Genomic DNA, 375 nt, shown 5'->3' on the forward strand with positions numbered 1-375 from the left:
ATGGCGTGGACGCTTAGGGCTAGGGTGGGGTTGTATGGTGTGTGAATGGAGGTAGGCTACCAGTGGCCCTTGCGCTGATTCTAGCCGTAGAGCAGATCGGCGAAGCGATCATAGGCAAGGCGGGTCAGCGGCAGCACGAGCCGATTGCCGAACAGGCTCGCCAGCCAGCCCTCGCCCGGCGTTGCCAGCCAGACCGCGATCGCGACGTCGGCGCCAACGAGCAATCCACCCTCGGCATCGGTCGCATGCAGCCGGCGGCGGATGTCCTCCAGCGAGGCGCCATGCGACGACAGCGCATCGGGCTCCAGGTTGATATCACGGAACTCGATCCGCCCGGCCTTGACCGCCTCGATCAACCGCCGCTTCTGCCGGCTG

The 375-nt window shown here is 65.9% G+C and carries 1 protein-coding gene; it reads right to left on the minus strand.

What is annotated here, in order from left to right:
- Positions 1–80 precede the first annotated feature (80 nt).
- Positions 81–375: DCC1-like thiol-disulfide oxidoreductase family protein (locus EN852_RS36160; RefSeq protein ID WP_135879709.1), on the minus strand; the 295-nt coding region annotated here is incomplete at its 5' end.

The sequence above is a fragment of the Mesorhizobium sp. M2E.F.Ca.ET.209.01.1.1 genome, from assembly GCF_004010375.2.
GTDB lineage: Bacteria > Pseudomonadota > Alphaproteobacteria > Rhizobiales > Rhizobiaceae > Mesorhizobium.